At 46.3% G+C, this 21,312-nt stretch carries 18 protein-coding genes; 9 read left to right on the top strand and 9 right to left on the bottom strand.

What is annotated here, in order from left to right; translation table 11 throughout:
• Positions 1-21: 21 nt before the first annotated feature.
• The 5 genes from JHD44_RS10845 to JHD44_RS10865 form a co-directional block, all read right to left on the bottom strand.
• A complete protein-coding gene (locus tag JHD44_RS10845; RefSeq protein WP_199462769.1) occupies positions 22-1,023 on the bottom strand; it encodes an NAD-dependent epimerase in 1,002 nt (333 codons plus the stop codon).
• Positions 1,020-2,738, bottom strand: a complete 1,719-nt coding sequence (locus JHD44_RS10850) for an ArnT family glycosyltransferase (RefSeq protein WP_199462770.1) — start codon at positions 2,736-2,738, stop codon at positions 1,020-1,022. The genes JHD44_RS10845 and JHD44_RS10850 overlap by 4 nt, the downstream gene beginning before the upstream one ends.
• Positions 2,739-2,742: 4 nt before the next feature.
• Positions 2,743-3,405 (bottom strand): TVP38/TMEM64 family protein, encoded by a 663-nt coding sequence (locus JHD44_RS10855; protein WP_199462771.1) that lies wholly within the window; start codon positions 3,403-3,405, stop codon positions 2,743-2,745.
• Between the two features lie 6 nt (positions 3,406-3,411).
• Positions 3,412-4,143 (bottom strand): glycosyltransferase family 2 protein, encoded by a 732-nt coding sequence (locus JHD44_RS10860; RefSeq protein WP_199462772.1) that lies wholly within the window; start codon positions 4,141-4,143, stop codon positions 3,412-3,414.
• Positions 4,144-4,293: 150 nt separating this feature from the next.
• Positions 4,294-5,094, bottom strand: coding sequence for an AraC family transcriptional regulator (locus tag JHD44_RS10865; protein ID WP_199462773.1), 801 nt, complete (start codon positions 5,092-5,094; stop codon positions 4,294-4,296).
• 88 nt (positions 5,095-5,182) lie between these two features.
• Between JHD44_RS10865 and JHD44_RS10870 the strand changes: the two genes are divergently transcribed.
• Positions 5,183-6,385 carry an MFS transporter gene (locus tag JHD44_RS10870; protein ID WP_199462774.1) on the top strand — a complete coding sequence of 401 codons (1,203 nt, stop codon included), beginning with the start codon at positions 5,183-5,185 and terminating at the stop codon, positions 6,383-6,385.
• Here the strand turns inward: JHD44_RS10870 and JHD44_RS10875 are convergent.
• Positions 6,360-8,198, bottom strand: coding sequence for a sensor histidine kinase (locus JHD44_RS10875; RefSeq protein ID WP_199462775.1), 1,839 nt, complete (start codon positions 8,196-8,198; stop codon positions 6,360-6,362). The genes JHD44_RS10870 and JHD44_RS10875 overlap by 26 nt on opposite strands.
• A complete protein-coding gene (locus JHD44_RS10880; protein ID WP_199462776.1) occupies positions 8,199-10,388 on the bottom strand; it encodes a putative bifunctional diguanylate cyclase/phosphodiesterase in 2,190 nt (729 codons plus the stop codon).
• A 234-nt stretch (positions 10,389-10,622) separates the two neighbouring features.
• On the opposite strand from JHD44_RS10880, the gene gmk reads away from it, so the two are divergent.
• The 4 genes from gmk (at position 10,623) to JHD44_RS10900 (ending at position 14,151) form a co-directional block, all read left to right on the top strand.
• Positions 10,623-11,243 (top strand): guanylate kinase, encoded by a 621-nt coding sequence (gene gmk, locus JHD44_RS10885; RefSeq protein WP_199462777.1) that lies wholly within the window; start codon positions 10,623-10,625, stop codon positions 11,241-11,243.
• Between the two features lie 69 nt (positions 11,244-11,312).
• Entirely contained in the window at positions 11,313-11,537 is a 225-nt protein-coding gene (gene rpoZ, locus JHD44_RS10890) for a DNA-directed RNA polymerase subunit omega (RefSeq protein ID WP_199462778.1), read from the top strand.
• A gap of 66 nt (positions 11,538-11,603) precedes the next feature.
• Positions 11,604-13,721 carry a RelA/SpoT family protein gene (locus JHD44_RS10895; RefSeq protein WP_199462779.1) on the top strand — a complete coding sequence of 706 codons (2,118 nt, stop codon included), beginning with the start codon at positions 11,604-11,606 and terminating at the stop codon, positions 13,719-13,721.
• Between the two features lie 43 nt (positions 13,722-13,764).
• Entirely contained in the window at positions 13,765-14,151 is a 387-nt protein-coding gene (locus JHD44_RS10900; protein ID WP_199462780.1) for a RidA family protein, read from the top strand.
• An 86-nt stretch (positions 14,152-14,237) separates the two neighbouring features.
• On the opposite strand, the gene JHD44_RS10905 is transcribed toward JHD44_RS10900, so the two are convergent.
• Positions 14,238-15,089, bottom strand: coding sequence for an epimerase (locus JHD44_RS10905; protein ID WP_199462781.1), 852 nt, complete (start codon positions 15,087-15,089; stop codon positions 14,238-14,240).
• Between the two features lie 102 nt (positions 15,090-15,191).
• Between JHD44_RS10905 and JHD44_RS10910 the strand changes: the two genes are divergently transcribed.
• The 3 genes from JHD44_RS10910 to JHD44_RS19120 all read left to right on the top strand — a co-directional run bounded on the left by JHD44_RS10910 (position 15,192) and on the right by JHD44_RS19120 (position 19,060).
• A complete protein-coding gene (locus tag JHD44_RS10910; RefSeq protein ID WP_199462782.1) occupies positions 15,192-16,100 on the top strand; it encodes a hydrogen peroxide-inducible genes activator in 909 nt (302 codons plus the stop codon).
• A gap of 12 nt (positions 16,101-16,112) precedes the next feature.
• Positions 16,113-18,194: an ATP-dependent DNA helicase RecG gene (gene recG, locus JHD44_RS10915; RefSeq protein ID WP_199462783.1), complete on the top strand. Its 2,082-nt coding sequence runs from the start codon at positions 16,113-16,115 to the stop codon at positions 18,192-18,194.
• A gap of 110 nt (positions 18,195-18,304) precedes the next feature.
• Positions 18,305-19,060 carry a ComEA family DNA-binding protein gene (locus tag JHD44_RS19120; RefSeq protein ID WP_199462784.1) on the top strand — a complete coding sequence of 252 codons (756 nt, stop codon included), beginning with the start codon at positions 18,305-18,307 and terminating at the stop codon, positions 19,058-19,060.
• Positions 19,061-19,153: 93 nt separating this feature from the next.
• On the opposite strand, the gene lrp is transcribed toward JHD44_RS19120, so the two are convergent.
• Positions 19,154-19,630, bottom strand: a complete 477-nt coding sequence (gene lrp / locus JHD44_RS10925) for a leucine-responsive transcriptional regulator Lrp (RefSeq protein WP_133561677.1) — start codon at positions 19,628-19,630, stop codon at positions 19,154-19,156.
• Positions 19,631-20,191: 561 nt separating this feature from the next.
• Between lrp and JHD44_RS10930 the strand changes: the two genes are divergently transcribed.
• Positions 20,192-21,214, top strand: a complete 1,023-nt coding sequence (locus tag JHD44_RS10930) for an amino acid ABC transporter substrate-binding protein (protein ID WP_133561675.1) — start codon at positions 20,192-20,194, stop codon at positions 21,212-21,214.
• Positions 21,215-21,312 lie beyond the last annotated feature (98 nt).

Here is a 21,312-nt window from a genome sequence, read left to right on the forward strand (position 1 = left end):
GCGGCTACCTTGTGTCAGGAACTACTGAACCTTATAAAACGCTTTGTACCAATCAACAAAGCGTTGAATGCCCTCTTTCACCGCCACGCTTGGGGTAAAATCAATCGCTTTAAACAGGTCTTCCGTGTCGGCAAAGGTGGTGTATACATCCCCCGCCTGCATGGGTAAGAAGTTCTTCTTCGCTTCGACACCCAAGGAATCTTCCAAGGCCTGCACCATATCCATCAGTTTCACCGGACTGCCGTGACCGATGTTAAACACACGGTACGGCGCCGTCGCACTGACATTCGGCGTGTTGGCTTCATTGTCTTGCGCCGTTGGGATCACGTCTTGAATACGCACCACAGCTTCAACAATATCGTCGATAAAAGTGAAATCACGCTGCATATCGCCGTGGTTGTAGATATCGATACTCTCGCCCACTAGGATCGCTTTGGCAAACTTAAACAGCGCCATATCCGGGCGCCCCCAAGGGCCATAAACGGTAAAGAAGCGCAACCCCGTGGTCGGCAATTGGTACAAATGCGAGTATGAATGGGCCATCAACTCATTCGACTTTTTGGTCGCCGCATACAAAGAGATCGGATGATCGACATTGTCTTCGGTGGAAAAAGGAATGCACTTATTCAAACCATACACAGAGCTGGAAGACGCGTATACCAGATGCTCAATCTTATGGTGACGGCAACATTCTATGATCGACAAAAAGCCAGTTAAGTTACTGGCGCCGTAGGCCATTGGATTATCGATGGAGTAACGTACGCCAGCTTGCGCTGCCAAGTGAATCACACGATCAAATTGCTCCTCTTGAAACAGGTCATTCAGAGCGTCGTAATCTTCGATACTGCGTGTGTGAAAACTAAAGTTGTCGTGGGCAAAATGCTCCAGACGTGCGTGTTTTAAGCTGACATCGTAGTAATCGTTAAGGTTATCCACGCCAACGACCGTATGACCTGCTTCGCACAAGCGCTTTGCAACATAACTACCAATAAAACCGGCTGCGCCAGTCACTAAAAACTTCATAACACACGATCCTCAGAAAACGGCATCTGATAACGCTTCAGCGCCTTAGGCGGTGCACACTCAGCGAGCATGTCAACGCGATCTAACAATAGCCATTCACCACCATGGCCGATGCCCATCAACTCGCCACCGCTGATGTCAAAACATGGGGTGGGCTCTTCTTTTGGCACCAACAAGTAACGATTTGGCTGCTCTTGTTGCCAAAACCAAGCGTTGCGGTACTGCTCTTCCATCGGCGCTAGATAACTAAAATGCGTCAATGGTATCGGTGAGAACAATAAAAACTGCTCTTTGAACTTCACTAAGCCTAGTTCCGCCTCAGGACCAATGCGCTCTGCCGTATCTGCCATGATTTTTTGCGCTCCAGCACGCACCGGTTCCATCACCACATAGCCCCAAGTACTGTACAGCAACCAAGTCGCGGCCATCACCGCACCAAACACTTGCAATGCTGGTGCGCGACGCTGCCACAGCAAAATCACCAACCAAGCCATGCCGGATCCAGCAAAGAATAGTGCCACTGTTATTGGGCTGACTACGCCATCAAGATGATCCACTAGGGACTTCTTGCCTGCTAACAACATACCCGCAGTCACAAATAGCAGCACAGGTACCAACCAAAGCAGCGCCTTGATCACTCTTTGAAGCCAACGCTCAGGCGATTGCTGCGCCAACCAAGGCGCCATCAATAACGCTAACATCGGCACCGCGGGCAAGATGTACACACCTCGTTTACCAGGGCTCCAGCTAAAAAAGAACACCACTAATGCGACCCAAGCGAACAACACCAAGGCAATGCGGTGACGCACTAGGAAACGCCAGAAACTTCGGCTTAACACCATAAACGACAGCGGGAACCACAAAGATGGAATCGCTTCGACGAGGTAATACCACCAAGGCAAAATATGGTGCCAAGCATTGGCATAACGCTCACCGGTTTGCTTGAACATAATGTTGTCACGGTAGGCAATAAAATCTGGATTACCACTACTGTCCGCCAAATACAGCATCGGAACCAACCAACACAGCACCGCCAACAGCATAAAGCCAAGCGTCAATAGCGGTTCCCAAAGCATGCGCCATGAACCACGACGGTTCTGCAAAGCTTGCTGGATGTAAACAGGAATAAAGAACAGGATCGGTAGGAAGCCAACCCCTTTGGTTATGATGCCCACCCCCATAAAAAAGCCCGAGACACACAACCAGCGTAGATCTGCTTTGACATAAAAGTGGCGAATCAAACCATACATGGCTACCGTGATCCAACAGGCCACCATGGCATCAATTTGCGCGGTTTTCGCCTGCAACATAAATTGTGGCGCCAGCAGCAATAACAGCCCCGCCACTCGTGCGGTGCGCACATTCCAAAGCTTGGCTGCAATGTCGTACACACACACCAACGTCAACAAAGACGCTAAGGCATTCGGTAGCAAAAATGCCACCTTCATATTGCCTAATAGCCAGTAGAAAAAGGCAATCGACCACATAAATACCGGAGGTTTATCAGGGTACAGCTCACCGCCACGGATGGGGAAGAACCAGTTACCCGAAGTCACCATCTCTCGGGCGACTTCCGCAAAACGAGGCTCATCCGCTGGCCAAGGTGAACGCAAGCCAATCCCAGCAAAGATGAAAACAAAAGCCATTAATAGTAATACGGCTAACACCTTGCCGTAATCATCACTCATTAAGCGTTCGTACAAACGTGAGAACACGGAATTACTCTCCTATGGTGACGATATTGGAATGCTGCTTTTTATACTGACGATACAAGTGACTAGTAAGTACTAAACTCACGATACCGAGCAGAATACTGACGATGAACTGCCACTGATTAGCCGAGCCAAAACCAGAACCTGCTAAAGCAAAAATGATTGTTTGTGGTAAGTAGCCTAAAGCTGAAGCGCTGACAAAGGCCATAAAGGGCACACCGACGGCCCCAGATAATAAATTCGTGATGACATTACTTCCAACGGGAAAAATGCGAACCAGTAACACTTTTGAGAAAGGATCAACCGAAACAAATTCGCGGAAGCGCTGATAACGTCGATCAAAGTAACGAATCAAGGCTTGCTTCACTAGACATTGCGCCAAACTGTATACAAGCACTGCACTTAATATGGTACAGAGCAAAGCCAGTAGCACCCCACTCAATCCACCAAACGTGAAACCAAAGGTAAACGCAATTAGCTGCCGAGGTGCACCAATGGCCGTAAAAATCACAGCGCAAGCAAACAGCAGTACTAATCCTTGTACACCATGTGTTGCAACGTAGGCAGCGATCCAATCTTTATCGGCAATGTGCAGCCAAATTTCACTGTTCGACTGACCGTACGCTAAAACTGCCAATACGACTAACAGAACGATTTTAAGAAATTTCATTCTTTATTAGTCTTTATGAGTCACTTCAACTACCGGCCAACGAGTCCGACGGCGCAACCATAAGACACCAAACATGTCGACAATACCCACCCACAAGCGATTCCAAACATTGTATTTCGATACACCTGCACCACGATCACGATGGTTGACAGGGTAAACAACAATCTCGCCGTTCATACGACAAATCAAGGCAGGCAAAAAACGGTGCATGTGGTCAAAATAAGGTAATAGCAAAAACGTTTCTCGACGAAATACTTTCAAGCCACAACCAGAATCCGGGACACCATCCGCCAAGAAAAACTGTCGTACTCGGTTGGCGATTTTTGATTGCAGTCGTACCCAAGGGGTATCTTTGCGTTTATTACGATAACCTGCGATGCAAAAATGTGGATTACTGATTTTTTTGGCTTTTTCTAACATCGCCACCACATCAGCTGGATCATTCTGACCATCAGCATCCAATGTTGCGATAAATTCACCTTCCGCATGTCGGATCGCAGTATGAACCGCCGTGCTTTGCCCACAGCTACTAGAATGACGCAGAACTTTAAGCTGGCAACCCAGTCGATTGGCGGTTTCGATCGCCTCTTGTCCAGTTTGATCATCGCTGCCATCATCTGTTAACACAATCTCAAACTTTGTATGTGTGCTCAGTGCGGAATGAATTTCTTCGATTAGCGGTCGAATGTTTCCTTGCTCATTTTTGGCAGGCAATACCACGGACAAACTGGGTTTCATGGGCCGATTCCTAATGCTTTGGACAGAATTTTTCCGATTCTAAACAGTGAAACTTAAGAAAAGCTTAAGCAAATTGTATTGGCAGCATGCAGATTATATATGTGAGAATTTAAGCAGTTAAACATTTTTTCCTAATTTAGCCATTCAATCTCACCTCTTTTCCCAACGCAGTTGTTGGTACTGTTTTGGCGTACAACCAAATTGCTTTTTAAAGAACGTAATAAATGCTCCGACTGATTCGTAACCTAGCTCATCTGAGATTCGCTGTATTGGCCACTTCTGAGCCAGTTTCTCGAGAGCGAGCACTGTATGTAAGCGTGCTCGCCATTGCCCAAATGTAAGCTGTACATGCTGACGGATCAAACGCGCTAACGTACGCTCACTCATAGCGTAGTCCTTTGCCCATTGCGCCAACGTACGGCGGTCATTTGGCTGATGTAAAAGCCGTTGTGCCAAGTCTCGTAAACGAGGCTCTTCTGGGATTGGAAAATCAAACGACTCCTGTGGTGCTTGCTCTAACAACTCCATTAGCACCTTTACCAAACGCTCTGCCTGACTGTCTGGCTCGTGTTTGATAGGTAAGGTCGCAATATGAAGAATGAGTTCGCGCATCAGTGGTGTCAGCGCCATGGTACAAACGCTATCTGGTAAACGAGTCATTGCCACATCGATAAATACCATGCAGACATCTGAATTAGGGGTAAATGCGTTTCGATGAACTTGTTGACTTGGAATCCATACCGCACATTTTGGTGGCACAAGCCACATACCTTGCTCGACATAGCTTGTAACCGAGCCCTTTAAAGCAAGAATGAGTTGACCTTTTTTATGTTTGTGCCACGGGGTTTCTTGATGATGACTCTCTCGCTGGAGGATCATCGGCTGAGCTAATGTGTCGGCTGGACCAAAGTCTGTCAGTACCGGTTGCTCATCTTGTCTGAATTTCGTCATTTTTTGTCTTAATTTCACAATACCGTAAAGCACGCTATCCCATATACTGCACATGGTTCAAGCATTTACACCGACGGAATTCGAAAACATGCCCACCTACATTAGGCGCGATACCCTTTTATTATTATCATTTATCATGCTACTAGCCCTTTGCTTGAGAGGGCCAGTGGTCGGTATTGCACCTTTAATTGAGCGTATCGAACATGACTTGTCACTGACCAGCTCCGCATCAGGTCTATTAACCACACTTCCGTTACTTAGCTTCGCTTTTTTTGCCCCAGTGGCCACTTGGCTCGCTCGCCGTTGGCAAATTGAAACCGCATTACTCATCGGCGCAGTGTGTATCCTGATCGGCATGGTACTGCGCTCCTTGGGTATGCTGCCCTCTCTCTATTTGGGAGTATTTCTAATCGGAGCAGGCATCGCAGTAGGCAATGTTTTACTGCCTATTTTGCTAAAGCGGGATTTTGCTCAACACATCATTCAACTAACCGCGTTGTATGTTCTAATGATGAATGTAGGCGGTGCACTGATGACGGGCAGCGCCATGCCCATTGCTTTGTTCTCAGAACAACATTTGTCTGCATTGGGCGAAGGTTGGTCGCTGTCCTTAGCCAGCCAAATACTGTTGGTGCTGGTGCCTGTTGTGCTTTGGTTTTGGTTACCAAAATCTCCATCCAATGCTGCCCAAGCGCCTACCACCACACTGCCTATCAACCTTTGGCGCTCGCCATTAGCTTGGCTCATTACGTTGTTCATTGCTTTGGATTCAGTAATCAATTACATCGTCAATGCATGGCTGCCCACTATTTATATGGATCAAGGCATTGCACCGGTCACCGCAGGGGTCTACCACAGCTATGTTCAAGTGGGGGGGGCCTTACCTGGTCTGCTATTGCCCTTGCTGCAACGCGTACTCAAAAGTAACCGGCAGTTAAGCGCTACGGCCTGTGTTTGTACGCTAATCGGATTGTTTGGCATTGCTGAATTCACTGCTTGGGCCGCTTATTGGTCGTTATTATTTGGTTTTGGCATCACCTTAGGTTTTGTCATAGGTATAGCGTTAATCAGCTTGCGCACGGACAGCATTAAACAAGCCGCCGCGCTGTCTGGTATGGCACAGCTGGTCGGTTACACCCTAGCAGCGATGGGCCCTGTTGCAATGGGTGGTTTACATGACTGGCTAGGGCAATGGCACACAGGGCTTTATGCGCTCATCGTCCTATGTCTCATTTGGAGTATTCTAGGCTGGTATGCAAGCAAGCCTAATGCTCATTGCCATCAGGAATAGGAATATACAAGGTGAAGCGGGTCTGACCAGGCTCGCTATAAACGGTAATACGTCCCTTTAAAAGCTTCGTCACCCACTGATGCACCATAAATAAACCCAGCCCAGAGTGCTGTTTAACACCGCGCTCTGTCGTGACAAACGGCTCCCAAATCTGGTCAATAATCTTATTGTCGATCCCTCTACCATTGTCTGATACTTCGATAACGTATTCTTCTTCTTGCTTGGCCGTTAAGGTAATAATCCCGGCAGAGTCTTCGTCAAATGCATGGCCCAAAGCATTCATAACGAGATTCTGAAGAATTTGGGACAGCACCCCTTGAGCGGTATGCATCTCTGCCTCTGGCTCACCATGACACATTATCTGTATATGTGGATGCTTTTTTAGAATCGCTTTTAAGGGTGCTAAGGTGTCATCAAACATGGCTTGCACTAAGAAACTATCCTTGTCTGAATTCATTTGATTTTCCGTAATGCGTTTGAATTGCGCGACCGTTTGTACGGCACGGCTTAAGTTCTGATTCGCTAAGTTGAGGCTACTTTGAAAGAGAGTCTGATCCTGTTCTGCTAATGTCGGTATAAGCCGCTTTGATAAATGCTCCAACGATGACAAGCTTAAACGCACACCTCCTAAGGGTGTATTCAGTTCATGACCAACCCCTGCGACGAGCAGCCCTAGAGAAGATAATCTCCCTTTTTCAACTAACTCACTTTGCAAGGTGACAAGATCCCGATTGCTTTCTTGTAACTGTGTTTGAGCTAACTCTAGCCGGATTTTTTCCTGTTGCAACGCGTGGATGTACACTCTTCGTTGTTCGGTATTACGCCACCACAGCATTAAAATGGAGACGAGAAAACTGTATACAATCACACTAATGAACACCGTAAAGAACAAGGCCAGTTGATTGGTTGATTTCCAGATGTTGGAGCGCACTTGGGACAAGAAGAAATAATTTGGCATCCCAGTTTGCTGTTCATCCACATAGCTGGGTAAAACGGTCATGGGACGACCATCCGCTAGCATCAAAGCCTGTAAGTTTCGGCTGTTTTTCACCTCCGCCCAAGTATTAGGCAGCTGATTTTGAAAAGACGATAAAATGTCACCATATAGATGACGCCACTCTTGTTCTGGTGTTTGCGATATCAGCCAATCTCCTTCTTGATCAATCATCTCAAAGGTATTCGCTGCTGTTTGCATAGAGCGTAATCGAGCAAATAAGTAATTAAGATTATAGTTCACCACCAGCAGCCCTAACTCCTTACCTTCTGGACTTAGTAATTTTATGCTGGCTCTTACGGTTATCTCATAAGGCTTAACGATGGCACCACGTTCAACATTTAAGTCAATGGGTGAAAAAGAGACAGTTTGAGCAGCGCTCTTCATACCCTCAATAAAATAGTATCGATTAGACTTATCTTGAAGATCGGTCCCTTTTACCACTTCTGTTTGCTGACCCAAAATGTTGACACGAACCGCCTCTATACCATCGGGCGTTAGCCAACGAATTTGCGACATATAATCGGATAAACCAGCAGAACGAATGAAATAATTCGCTACATCCGTCTGCCAGCGAGCTAGGTCATCAAACTGATCTGGGCGATAAAACTGTCTCAGTACTTCATCCATGTAAGACAAGGTTTGCTGGATATGTCCAAGCTCTCGGGACATCAAAACAGCGCCACGATTCACTGTATCTATTTGATCGAGGCGCCATTGCTCTCTAACACGGTCTTGCCAAAGATGCCAAGCAGCGTAGCTTAATAACGCAACCAACAATAGTGGGAGCGCAAAAATCGCAATATAAGGACGCTTCATTTATGAGTGAGTTCTATGGTGATGTTCCAACCAACTTAACACATCCGTAAGCGGCATGGGGCGACCGATTAAGTAACCTTGTCCAGCATCACATCCCATATCCAATAGAGCTTGATATTGCGCCTGCGTCTCAATGCCTTCGGCAATCACCTTCATATTCAGCAAATGGCCTAAATCGATAATCATTTGCACGATTTGATGGTCCTGTTTAGAACGATCCATACGCCATACAAATTGGCGATCAATCTTAAGTTCAGAAGCCATTAGTTGCGACAAATAGGACAATGAAGAGTACCCTGCACCAAAATCATCGATGCTAACCCTAACGCCTCCTTGACTTAGTTTATCAAGGCAGCCTGCGGCATTTCGAAATACTTCAATCAATTGCGTTTCGGTGACCTCTATCTCGATATCCTGCATGGAGACACCCGACTTCTGCAGTAGCTCGGCAAAGCGGTTTGCGAAATCAATACGAGAGACTTCTGAACCTGCGACGTTGACTGACAAAGGAACGTCTACACCCGATTGACGCAAATACTTAATCGCTTGGCATGCTTGTCGAGTCACGTACTCATCTAACTTATCAATTAAGCCCGAACTTTCAGCAAGTGGCACAAACCGATCAGGGGGAATCATTTTACCTTCACTGTCTTGCCATCGAACCAAAACTTCAAACCCCTTTAAAGCGCCGTCTGTTAGAGCAACTTTTGGCTGTAAATGGATGAAGATTTCCTCTTCTTCTATGGCACTGCGCATTTTTTTCATCAGCTCATAGCGCTCTTGCATATCATTCATTTCTTGAGCGTTGAACACACCAAAATCGACATTTCGATGTTTTGTTTGCTCTAAAAAGCTTTTTGTAATGCCCAGTATTTGCGCGGAAGATTGATGGGTAGGTAAATCTGACAATTTGACGATGGTGCCAGTGAGATCAATCGTATGTAACACGCCTTCGATATCTAGCTGTGGATGCAGCACATGCTCTAAGTCCTGCCGCTGATAATCTTGGCTGTCATAAACCAGCAACATCAGGGTATCGCGCTCATAGAGAACAATATCAATAGCCTTTACGAAGCAGGCTTTCAGATGCGCCGCTAAATGCATCATCAAAGAGCGACCAAACTGAACCCCAAGCAGAACCTCACTGTACGAGAGCTCCTCAACAAAGAGCATGACGAGCTTGGCGTCTTTTCGCTCAGCTTTGGATAAACTGTCCAGCTGTTTTAAAAGCCAGTTTTTATTGTGTAGACCTGTCGTACTGTCTTGATAAGCAAGCTCCGAGAGCCGACTATGAAGAGCAACGTTAGTAAACCCTGCATTAATGTTCTCGCCAAAGATTTGCAGCAAATCCATGTCAAATTCGCTTAATGGCTCTTCATATTTCACAATGACAACGTAGTCACGCTTGTCAATTTCAACACTTGAGAAATACAGTGCCGTAAAAGGCGTCTCTAGAACATGGCATTTTGCCTGTATACTCTGCTCAAACACACGAACCAGCTCAGCTTCAGGTGATACGCGCCCTAAATACTGATTGGACCATGGCCGAAATTGCCCCGCCGCAGCGAATACTAACGCCTGATCAGGTAATTCATCCTGCTGATGAGCAATGCAAACGATGCCCCCTTTTTCGAGCTTAAAGACACGAGCCAACTCATCTAGAATGGACTGTGTGTAACTTTTAAGATCCAACTTACTGCTGATACGCTGACTGGACTCAATCATCATTTGCAGACCAAGACGCGCTTGTTGCATCGCATACAAATGATGCCAAGTACGTAAATTACCAAGCACAATGGTTTGTAAGTGCTCATGGCTGAGTTCACTTTTATTCCAATAGTCATCTATATCATAGGAAGACATTAGCTCATCTTGTGGCATTAACCCTGGTTGGCCTGTTAGCAGGATAATACGCACCATCTGATTACCTACGGTATTGCGGATACTCCGGACTAAACGCAGCCCAGAGTCTTCATCTTCCATCACAACATCTAATAGTACTAAGCTAATGTCTGGGTGTTTCGCCATGACCGAAGCCGCTTCTTGAGCACTGTTCGCGCAAAGAAACTCGACCTTAAAATCACCATAGTTAAGCGTTTGCAAAGAGAGTAATAATGCTGCTTGATAGTCCACATCATCTTCAACAGACAGTACTTTACAGACTTGGGTCGTTTTACGAGTTGCTTCCATGTTCCAAATACCTATTTTGCAGTACTACAAAAGGATCCGTTGTGTATTTAAACGAGACACATAAGAGTCTAAGTATTTGTTGGAATGTTGGATTTTTCAAACATTAGCAAGCTCCGGTTTACAAAACGTCACCTTAATCATACTTCGCCAACAAATTTGCACCACAAATATGCTATAGTCGCCGTTCGTATTGTGTATATTTTCAAACAACATCTTGCTCAGCAAGGTAGGGTCATGACAAAACAAAAAGGCAATTTATATATCCTCTCCGCACCTTCTGGTGCCGGCAAATCTTCGCTGTACAAAGCATTGCTACAGGCAGATTCTCAGGTTCGTATTTCTGTTTCTCATACCACTCGCGCACCTCGCACCGGTGAAGAACATGGCCGAGAATACTTTTTTGTAGACGTGGACAGTTTTCTAGATATGATCGCTGAAGATGCCTTTTTTGAGCATGCGCAGGTGTTTGACAACTACTATGGCACTTCAAAACAAGCCATTTTTGACACCTTGAACCAAGGTCTTGATGTCATTTTAGAAATTGATTGGCAAGGTGCTCGACAAGTACGTGAACAGTACCCTGATGCGATTGGCATTTTTATTCTACCGCCATCCTTGTCAGCACTGGAAGAGCGTTTAACGGGGCGTGGCACTGATGCCACGGATGTGATCGCACGACGAATGTCCAAAGCCGTCAGCGAAATGTCACATTACGATGAATATGAATACGTCATCATTAATGATGATTTTGAGCTTGCCCTGTCTCAACTTAAGGCTATTTTTGTTGCTAATCGCGCACGAACATCATTAATCCAAGATATTCATAGCGATCTGATCAATGATCTCTTGTCATAGAGACTGCCCCTTAAGTAAAATCAACCACACTAATTAGTGATCAATCCTTACCCTATATAGAGGTCTAACATGGCTCGAGTGACAGTTGAAGATTGTCTAGAAAACGTAGACAACCGTTTTGAACTAGTAATGGTAGCAGCGAAGCGTGCTCGCCAGCTTGCAACAGGTGGTGCAGACGCAAAAGTACCACTAGAAGAAGACAAAATGACCGTTGTGGCATTGCGTGAAATCGCAGAAGATCTAATCAACGCAAAAAACGTCGACTTCCAAAACAAGCCTACGACTGAGTTCTAATCTGTATGGTATGCATCGCTCAGCACACGATTTTCTGGTTTAGCTTTTCCTGATGTGAGGTGAGCGATGTCGACTATTGAACAATTAGCGGAAACGCTTAGCCAATACTTGCCCTACGAGCAAGTGGCAACCGTCAAGAGAGCGTATTACTACGCAGAACAAGCCCACGATGGCCAAAAGCGTAAAAGCGGTGAGCATTATGTTACTCACCCTTTAGCTGTGGCTTTTATCCTTGCTGATCTGCGTATGGATTGCGAAGGACTCACGGCGGCTTTGTTGCATGACGTGATTGAAGACACGGGTATCTCACGTGAATCTTTAGCCGAGCAATTCGGCGAAGGCGTTGCTGGTTTAGTTGACGGTGTAAGTAAACTGACACACCTTGAGTTCAACAGTCAGCTTGAGAAACAAGCGCATAACTTCCAAAAAATGGCCATGGCCATGGCCGATGACATTCGCGTCATCATGGTCAAGTTAGCGGACCGCTTACATAACATGCGTACACTCGACGCCATGCCCGGCCACAAAAAGCGCCGCATCGCTCGAGAAACCCTAGATATCTACGCACCAATCGCCAATCGACTTGGTATGTACGATGTCAAAGTCGATCTAGAATCCCTCGCCTTCGAAGCATACTACCCAATGCGCTCGCGCATGCTAAAACGCGCGATCAACAAGCGTTACGGTCAACGCGAAAAAGCCATGCAAAAGCTTGAGGACTTTATTCGCTCGGAGTTGGCAGCGGACTATATCGATTCATCCATCAGTATTCGCGAGAAGCACACTTACAGCATCTATCAAAAGATGAAGAAAAAGCGACGCTCGCTAGAAGAAATCATGGATGTGATGGGCGTTCGCATTGTCACTGATCGACAAGACAGCTGCTATCGTATTTTAGGTGTGGTCCACGCACTATTTAAGCCGATCGAAGGTCGCTTTAAAGATTATATTGCTGTACCGAAGTCGAATGGTTATCAGTCATTACATACGACTGTGCTAGGCAACAATGGCTTACCATTGGAAGTACAAATCCGTACTCAAGAAATGGACGTGGTTGCGATTAACGGTATTGCTGCCCATTGGTCTTACAAATCCAATGGGCAGTCTGGTATATCACAGACAAACCACGAACGCGCCACAAAATGGGTAAAAAGCTTACTTGAGATTCAAGAAAAAGCGCATAACCCAATGGAGTTCATCGACAACGTTAAGAGTGATTTATTCCCTGATGAAGTCTATGTCTTCACACCTAAGGGTCAAATTATTGAATTACCGTCTGGAGCAACGCCTGTCGACTTCGCGTATGGCGTACACACAGAAATTGGTAATACGTGTATTTCTTGTCGTATTAACCGTCGTCTCGCGCCACTCAGTACGCAACTAGAAAGTGGCCAGACAGTAGAGATTATTACGGCGAAAAGCGCCCAACCTAACGTTGCATGGCTAAGTTTTGCGATTACTGGTAAAGCTCGCACGAATATTCGTCATTACCTCAAAACCAAACAGCGTGAAAATGCCATTTCGTTTGGATACCGCCTTCTTACACGCTCTTTAAATGCGTTTAATAGCACTATAGAAGAGCTAACGCAGGAACAAGTACAAGTTGTTTTAGAGCATTATCAACTGGAAAGTATGGACGACTTATTAGAGTCGATTGGTAAAGGCCGACATGTCGGTTATGTAGTCGCTCGTCAGTTGTTCCCTAACTTTAATGAAGATGAGCTAACAACCCCTAAATCTTTCAAAGTGAACGGCTCTGAGGGCATGTTAATATCCTACGCTAAGTGCTGTTCACCCATCCCAGGTGACCCTATTGTAGGGTATGTTCAGGTTGAGAAAGGTATCATTATTCACCACCAAAACTGCCCGAATATTCAGGACCACCTGTCTAACCCAGAACGCTATATTCGTATGACTTGGAGCAAAGAGATTGAGGAGGAGCTAAATGTGAGCTTAATCGTCTCTTATGTGAATGAGCGCGGTGCGGTGGCTAAGATTGCCAGCTCTATCACAGATACCGACTTCCAAGTATCGAATCTAGATATTATCGAGCGCGGCAAGATTTCTCGTTTACGCTTAAACATCGCGATCTCAAGTCGTGTTGGCTTGGCCGATGTGATGCGTCGTATTAAAGCGGTTCGCTGTGTGGAAAAAGTCACCCGCGAAACGCTGGTGGGACGTTAATGCGTCCCACCCCTATTCGATTAACTCAATAAGGATACTTAACATGGCAAAACAAGTGATTTTCTCTGAAAACGCACCTGCAGCAATCGGCCCATACTCTCAAGCGGTTCGCGCTGGCAACACAGTGTACCTTTCAGGCCAAATCCCATTGGTTCCAGCGACAATGGAAATCGTCAGTGAAGACGTTGCAGAGCAAACCACTCAGGTTTTCAAAAACCTTCAAGCGGTTTGTGAAGCGGCAGGCGGTGCTTTAAAAGACATCGTTAAGCTAAACATCTACATGACAGATCTTGGCAACTTCGCCACGGTTAACGAAGTGATGACTCAGTTCTTCGAACAACCTTACCCAGCTCGCGCAGCGCTTGGCGTTCGTGCGCTACCAAAAGACGTTGCTGTAGAAATCGAAGGCGTGATGGTTCTAGAAGACTAATCTTCTGCTACCTAGTAAAAGAGAAAGGCGTTTGGGATAACCTCAAGCGCCTTTTTTTGTGGTTCGATCAAGGCTTATTCCTCCCTTCAATCGAGCCTCTCATGGTAAGCGGCCATCATACTTTCATAACCCGCTACATAAGATGAATATTTCGGTGTCCAACCTAATGCCAGTAAAGCGTTCGGCACAATACGTTTACCACGAGCAGGCAAATAATCTGCACGGTTGATGGTTTCACCCAGCGGGGTCGATACCTGCAATCGCTCTGCCAACCATAATTTGACCTCCCACATGGACGTCGGTTGGCCATCACTGGCAATGATATGTGCTGGTAGCGACTCTTCTGCTAATGCTCGTTCCCCCAACAAACACAGTGCGGACACCACATCATCACGATGAATGCGATTGGTCCATTGATTCGCTCCCCAAGCCTCCTTTCGCTGTACACCTTGCAATAAACGGAAACGACCAGGGCCATAAATGCCCGAGCAACGCACCGCAACCGTCGGAAGGTTTGAAACCAATAGATTTTCCGCTTCGAGCAGCTTGCCAGCCGTTTCCGATTCGGCCACTGCGTGCGTCTGGTCATCCACCCACTCGCCGCTGTTTTGCCCGTAAACACTGGTACTTGAAACAAAGATCACGTTTGGCTGACGTCTACCTTGGTACGCCGTCACCACTGCAGCAGCGGTCATAACATAGGCTGCATGGTAAGCGTCTGCATTACGACCTTGAGGCGTCATAATCAAATACAGCAAATCCGCATCGGGCCATTGCTCAGCAGGCAATGTGAGCAAATCATGGGTAATGCCACGCACCCCTTCTGGAAAGACAGTACCAGAACGACGAATACCAATAACCTGAGCCTGTTTCTTTACAAAGTACTGCGCAACACCTTGTCCTAAGTCACCACAGCCCGCCACTAAAATCTTTGTCATGACATCCTCAATCATTGCAAATAAAACGCATCTTTCCAGAAGCAGTACACTTTATCAAATTATGTATTATCATAGTTAATACCAATCAAAGGGGTAATAACTATGACGCTAACAGAACTCAAATACATCGTGATGCTAGCAGAAGAGAAACATTTTGGCCGCGCAGCAGAACGTTGTCACGTTTCTCAACCAACATTAAGTGTTGCGGTTAAGAAACTAGAAGACGAACTTGGTGCGGCCATATTTGAGCGTAGCAAAAGCTCCGTTTACATTACCCCTATAGGCGAACAGATCATCGCCCAAGCACGTCGTGTCTTAGAACAAGCAAATATGATCAAGGAAGTGGCTTCGTCAGGAAAAAACCAACTTAAGGGGCCATTAAAAGTTGGTGCTATTTACACCATTGCTCCTTATCTATTTCCTTCCATGATTCCTGAGTTAAAGCGCATTGCCGAAGGCATGCCGCTACTGATTGAAGAAGATCTAACTGAGAATTTACGTCCAAAGTTACGCAATGGTGAATTAGATGCCATCATCGTCGCACTACCATTCCGTGAGCCAGACGTCGTGACTCGCCCCATTTATGAAGAAGAGTTCGTTGTGTTAATGCCTAAAGATCACCCATGGACTCAATTGGAGCACATTATCACTGATCAGCTCACCACCGATAACTTACTGCTGCTGGGCAAAGGCCATTGTTTCAGTGATCAGGTGATGGAAGCCTGTCCAATCGTCGGCGAGAACGAGCTGAACGAAGGCCATACCATTGTTAACGGCAGTTCGCTCGAAACAATTCGTTATATGGTTTCCTCCGGCCTAGGCGTCACCGTGTTACCAAAATCCGCGGTAACGCATTTAGATGAGCAAATATTGGCAGTGCGCCCATTCAAATCCCCTGCTCCTAAAAGGACCGTGGCCTTAGCGTGGCGTGCGAGTTTCCCACGCCCTAAAGCCATCGAGTCACTGAGCCAATCAATCAAAGAAGCGTGCCAAAAGCTTAACCTAGATTAACGTTGGACAGACATGATTGACACACTTGAAACACAAGATATCAAAGAACTAAAAGGAGTGGGGGCAGCCATGGCTGAAAAGCTCGCTAAGCTCCACATTCATACTGTCCAAGATGCTTTGTTTCATTTGCCAATTCGTTACCAGGATCGCACTCGCGTCGTACCCATCGGGCAACTACGCTTCGGCGATGAAGCCGTGATCGAAGGTGAAGTGAGCGGCTGTGAAATCAAAATGGGCAAACGACGCAGTTTGATTTGTCGTTTGCGAGATCACTCAGGCTCACTTTGCCTGCGCTTTTTTCATTTCAATGCAGCGCAAAAAAAACAACTAGAGCAATCTGGGCGTGTGCGCTGCTTTGGCGAAATTCGCCGAGGCAGTACAGGGTTTGAAATATACCACCCTGAATATACGGTGCTTTCAGACGATGACTCCCTTGAAGGTACTGACCAGCTTACTCCGATATACCCGCTTACCGAGGGAATAACGCAGACTAAGATTCGCCAGATTTGTGAACAAGCCCTAGAGCGTTTAACCCCTTATAACCTGCGCGAGTGGCTACCAGACAGCATACGCCAGCAGTTCAGTCTGCCGCCCTTAGCGGACGCCATTCACTTTTTGCATCACCCCACTCGTGGCACCGATTTAGAACAATTGAAGCGCGGTGCACACCCAGCCCAGTATCGCTTATCTTTCGAAGAGTTAATGGCGCACCAATTATCGTTGATCGGCAAACGCCAAATGGCTAAGCATGATCGGGCGATTGTAGTACCAGAGCCTGGTCAACTGGTCGACCGGCTACTGGCTGAACTGCCCTTTTCTCCCACCGGTGCACAACAGCGTGTCAGCCAAGAAATTCTTCAGGATCTCGGCACAGGACACCCCATGCTGCGCCTAGTACAAGGAGACGTGGGTTCAGGGAAAACTCTAGTGGCTGCCATGGCAGCAGCGGCAGTTGTTCAACAAGGGTACCAAGTCGCTGTTATGGCACCGACAGAAATCCTCGCAGAACAACACTACCTAAACTTTAAGCAATGGTTTGAGCCGCTTGGTATTGAGGTGGCTTGGATGATTGGCAAGCTCAAAGGCAAGCAGCGTGAGACGGAGCTTGAACGGATTGCCTCAGGCAGCGCAGGCATCGTCGTCGGCACTCACGCGCTATTCCAAGAAACCGTGTCATTCAAAGGCTTAGCTCTGGCCATCATTGATGAACAGCATCGCTTTGGTGTGCATCAACGTATGGCATTGCGCGAAAAAGGTTTACAAGCGGGTTTCCAGCCCCATCAACTGATCATGACCGCAACCCCTATTCCGAGAACATTGGCCATGTCTGCCTATGCAGACTTGGATTGTTCCATCATTGATGAGCTGCCACCAGGACGAACCCCGGTGAATACCATTGTCGTTTCTGACCAAAGGCGGGATGAAGTTATTCAACGTGTGCGTCACGCCTGTGAAGAAGGCAAACAAGTCTATTGGGTATGTACCCTTATCGAAGAATCTGAAGCACTTCAATGCCAAGCCGCCGAAGATACGGCCATCTTGTTACAAGAGCACCTTACCAGCCTCTCTATTGGTTTGGTACATGGACGACTAAAAGCTCAGGAAAAGGCGGATATTATGGCTCGTTTCAAAGCGGGCGAGATTCAGCTCTTAGTTGCAACCACGGTCATTGAAGTCGGTGTTGATGTTCCAAACGCCAGCCTGATGGTGATCGAAAACCCCGAGCGGCTTGGCTTAGCACAATTACATCAGCTGCGCGGTCGTGTCGGACGTGGTCAGGCAGCCAGTCATTGTGTGTTGTTGTACCACGCACCGCTTGGCCAACAAAGTAAAGCGCGCCTGTCCACCATGCGTGAAACCACAGACGGTTTTAAAATCGCAGAGAAAGACCTAGAACTGCGTGGACCAGGCGAGCTACTTGGCGCTCGCCAAACTGGTTTGTTGGAATTCAAAGTGGCTGACTTACAACGGGATAAAGCCCTATTAAGTCAGGTGCAACAAGCCGCCGCGAAACTCTATCAAGAGTACCCTGAGCATGTTTCTCCCCTACTTTCTCGATGGTTACCAAAGCACCAACAATATTTAAATGTCTAAGCGCAATAACACGACGAAATATTGTTTAGTTTTTAACCTGCTTGTCATATCCTGCTCCGAACATACGCTCTATTACGACATCTTTGTAAAGGAAACATAGGGGAATCATCGTGTCTGCTTTAGCATCATCCATCGAACCGGCAAATGAACTGACGCTTATCGGTGGCTTCGGCTACCGCATTAAACAAGACCGAATTATGATCAGCATTGATCAAATCGCCAATCAGCGCTCACTAGACAATTTAAGTGGTACCTTATCCATTGAGCTTCACGGCTACTCAAGTGACGGTCGAGAGACAGTGCTCGCCAGTACCACCATAGGTCAAATTACGGGACAACACTTTCTTGAACACTGCGTTTATGACCTAGTATTTAATAAGCCATACGCAGGAATATGGACACTGGCCCTAGAGCTAAAAGAATGGGATGGCAATCAGTTCGCTTTGCAATCACGCCAGCTTTTCGATCAAACTTACTACGTCCCCCAAGAACCCGAGACACCAAGTCCACTGCCCATGAGCAACGTTATTGTGGCAGATTTCTCCCCATCTGAAGCAAAACCAGATACCGTACCCCCCAATAAAAAGGACAATGATCGTTTGGAATCCCCTGCGATCACCACTAAGCACCCTAAACAGCCAAAGCCAACAAAATCAGTGAAGACAAAAAAGAAACAGAAGCCAGTGCTTACAAGTATCAATAAAAGCAGTCTTGAAGAACTGTCTAGCGTTAAGGGAATGCCTAAGAAACTGGCAATCGAAATCGTTGATAAGCGGCCACATAAAACGTGGGAGAGCTTACTCAAACTAAAAGGAATGGGGCCAAAGCTACTAAAAAAGTTAAGCGCGGGGTTAAAGCTAAACTAAATTGCTTTTGACCTCTTATCACTCAACCACGCTTTTACTCATGACTACAGAAAGCGTGGTTGACGTACTTTTCTTAGTAAATAGTCAAACCACTTATGGGATTTTGACAACCGTGGTGTTCTTGACCTCTTCCATGGCGACATAAGTTCGTGACTCACGAACATGAGGTAAGGTTAATAATGTTTCACCTAATAAGTGACGGTAAGCGTCCATGTTCGATACACGAGCTTTGAGTAAGTACTCGAAATCACCAGCAATCAAATGACATTCTAGCACTTCAGGTATCTCAGCAACGGCTTCTTTAAACTCATTGAAACCTTCTGGTGAAGTGGCTTTTAGACGGATCTCAACAAATACTAATAAACCTGCATCGACTTTTCGTGGATCAACCAACGCACAGTAGCCGGTAATGTAACCATTGCGCTCTAGACGTCGCACACGCTCTAAACAAGGTGTGGCACTTAAGCCAACGCGGCTAGCAAGTTCTACATTCGACAAACGTCCGTTTATTTGAAGCTCACGTAGGATCTTCTTATCCAATCTATCTAAAGGCTTTGCAGACGTTTCCATTTATACGACTCTCCGAAGATAACTGACATCTAATTTAACTCGATTCTATCACGTGGCAAATACCTAAGGAAAAATAAGCTAAAATGAACCATATAGTCAGTTTTAATAGATTCTTCGCACCAAATAATAACAATGAGCATCAAATAGCACCAAAAAATAACCAAATGCGTCATTTTGTTTGTTTATCCACCAGAAACTAGGCGATTTTTGCTTTATTAGAGTGCGCTTTTGCAAAAAAACGCACCACACCGAAACACAATAACTAAAAGCTATTAAGAGCATTGCACAAATAGCATTTATGTTATCGAAAATATACAAAAGAGGAAAAAAAACGCATAAAAGCAGTGGTTTCGGCTTGACGAGAGGGGGCAAACAGTAATTCTATAAGGTAGTTCCGTGCTAACTCAGTAGATTGCACTAGACTAGAGAAACAACAAAAACAATTAAAAAATGTTGGCAAGCAAATTGCTTTAGATATTTTCGAAAGTGAATTATCCGAATCTTAACGGATTCTACTTTGCAAACATAACAACTAGTAACAAAACGCCTGGAGGCAAAATCATGAAATCGAACGTTGGAAAAATTCTAACCACCGCAGCCGTAGCGGCAACGATCAGTACCGGTGCTGCAGCAGCAACATTGGATGACGTAAAAGCAAAAGGCTTTGTGCAGTGTGGCGTGAGCCAAGGTGTTCCAGGATTTTCAAACGCGGATGATGCAGGTAACTGGACAGGGATCGACGTTGACGCATGTCGTGCAACGGCTGCTGCAATCTTCGGCGACGCGCAAAAAGTAAAATTCACACCACTTTCTGCTAAAGAGCGTTTCACTGCTCTACAATCAGGCGAAATCGATGTTTTATCACGTAACACGACTTGGACTTACACTCGTGATACGTCTCTAGGTTTAGACTTCACTACGACAAACTTCTACGACGGCCAAGGTTTCATGGTGCGTAAAGATCTAGGTGTGTCTTCTGCAATGGAGCTTGACGGTGCAACAGTTTGTACTGAGCAAGGTACAACAACTGAATTGAACATGGCTGACTTCTTCCGTAAGCACCAGCTTTCGTACGTTCCAGTAATCGTACAGAAAGCGGACGAAGCACTTGCTGCTTACGCATCTGGTCGTTGTGACGTATTCACTACTGATAAATCAGGTCTAGCTGCTCACCGCTCTAAGCTGTCTGATCCAGCTGCACACGTTATTCTTCCAGAAACGATCTCTAAAGAGCCGCTGGGGCCTGTTGTTCGTCACGGCGACAACCAATGGAAAGACATCGTTACTTGGGCGCTATTCGTTCAAATTAACGCTGAAGAAATGGGCATCTCTTCTAAGAACGTTGCTAAAATCAAATCTGAGTCAACTGACCCAGGTATCCGTCGTCTACTAGGCGCTGAAGGTAACATGGGTGAAGCACTAGGTCTAAACGCTGACTGGGCTTACAACATCATCGCTGAAGTAGGTAACTATGGTGAAGTGTTCGAGCGTAACGTTGGTCCTAACACTCCTGTAGGTCTACCACGTGGCGTGAACAACCTATGGACTGAAGGCGGCGTTCTATACGCGCCACCAGTACGTTAATACGTATCCATCCCTTACCTACCAGGGATTAAACCCAGCGGTGGATGCCGCTGGGTACCCCCTTCCGATTTTACATCTGACGAGCATTTCATTGCCTG

The organism is Marinomonas ostreistagni, assembly GCF_016461785.1.
GTDB lineage: Bacteria > Pseudomonadota > Gammaproteobacteria > Pseudomonadales > Marinomonadaceae > Marinomonas > Marinomonas ostreistagni_A.